Origin of the sequence: Campylobacter concisus (assembly GCF_902460595.1) — a bacterium.
GTDB lineage: Bacteria > Campylobacterota > Campylobacteria > Campylobacterales > Campylobacteraceae > Campylobacter_A > Campylobacter_A concisus_BL.
On the sequence record NZ_CABPVA010000007.1, the window covers coordinates 36,034 to 37,543 of the forward strand.

Sequence of the window (1,510 nt, forward strand, 5' to 3'; positions counted from 1 at the left end):
CTTTATGTGTGCCATAAAATACGGCGAAGGAACAAGTGGAAACAACGGATACGAAATAAATGTTGGAGGAAAATTATTTACAAAAGATTATGGTAAAGATTTTTCAGATCATCCAAGATATTATGTAAAATCTCTTGATTCTAGTGCTGCTGGTGCATACCAGATAAAATCTAGCACTTGGGATATGATTCTTAAAAAATACAAAAAAACCTATGATATTACTGATTTTTCTCCTGCCAACCAAGACAAAGCTTGTTTGGTATTAATTAAACACATTAGAAATGCTCTTGATTTGATAGTAGATGAAAAAATTGATGAGGCAGTTAGAAGCAGGACAGATAATGACAAAAAAAGACTGCATTATGAATGGGCTAGTATGCCAGACTCTCCATATGGACAACGAACCATAACCATGGAAAAGTTCATGGAGTACTATATGCATCATTTGGAATTAGAAGAAATAGGCATAAGCAATTTAGCAATAAGCAATAAAGATATTAAGAAATTTTTAAATTAAAGGATGTGTTATGTATTTAAAAAAAATAATGATTATTTTGGCTTTGATTATAACGAGCCATGGCACTGAATTAGAGGAAAAATTAGAAGCCAAATTTGACGAATACAAAGTCAAGGAAGTATATAAAGGTGAGATAAAAATTCCAAAGAGCTACAAGAAGGATGAAGAAGGGCTTTATAGAGATAAATTTGGTAAATTTGTAAGCAATCAGCAAGATTTTTATATAAATTTTGCAGGTAAGTATATGATAGTTACACATAGTTGTGGCACTAGTTGTTATTATAGAACAGTTGAGGACTTAAGTGTAGGTAAGAGCGTAAAGATAGAAGGTATGGATAAATTTGACAATACCGAAACTAGACCATTGTTTAAAGATAGTGAAATGGGTGGATTTGCAAAACTTTATACTAGAGAGGATAGCGATCTTCTAATGGCTAGATATGTAAATTTCGATACAGATGTTTGCATGCAAGAGTATTTTGTGCTAAAAACGCTCAAAAATGGCAAGATGAAACTAAAAAGCATATCAAAAAGAGCACCTTGTGATACACCAATAGAATAATCATGAAATTTAGAACAATATTATTAATAAATTTGTTAGTAAGCTTAAATTTATATGCCTTTGAACCTTTAAGCTCTGAAAACGCTATCAATAAATTTAGTAATGATTTTTACCAAAGTTTATAAAAAAAGATGAGGACTATAATAATTAATAGTCAAACAAAACACAAAAACGGCAAAGAGCACAAAGAAGACGTCACACATTTAGAATTTATGCAAAAAGATGAAGAGAGATCAAACAATACCGCTTCAAAGTGTGAGGGGCTATTTAAGCCATTTGCCGATAAGCTAAATTCTCTTTTGAGCTCTGAGACATCAAAGAAATTTGAGACCGAAAATATCTACTGCGTAAATTTAACCTCCTCTTCAACCTCTAACGCTTCAAGGATAAATAAGCTCTTAAAAAGAAGAGAAGAAGAGCTTTATAAACAA

General features: G+C 31.4%; 3 protein-coding genes. All 3 read left to right on the forward strand.

Annotated features, from left to right (window positions below; translation table 11 throughout):
• Positions 1-517 (forward strand): glycoside hydrolase family 24 protein (locus tag F3G86_RS09590; RefSeq protein WP_188116452.1); only part of this gene is annotated, 517 nt, incomplete at its 5' end.
• A gap of 10 nt (positions 518-527) precedes the next feature.
• Entirely contained in the window at positions 528-1,079 is a 552-nt protein-coding gene (locus F3G86_RS09595) for a hypothetical protein (RefSeq protein ID WP_021090182.1), read from the forward strand.
• Between the two features lie 131 nt (positions 1,080-1,210).
• The coding region (locus F3G86_RS09600) for a hypothetical protein (protein ID WP_149723730.1) at positions 1,211-1,510 on the forward strand (300 nt) is incomplete at its 3' end.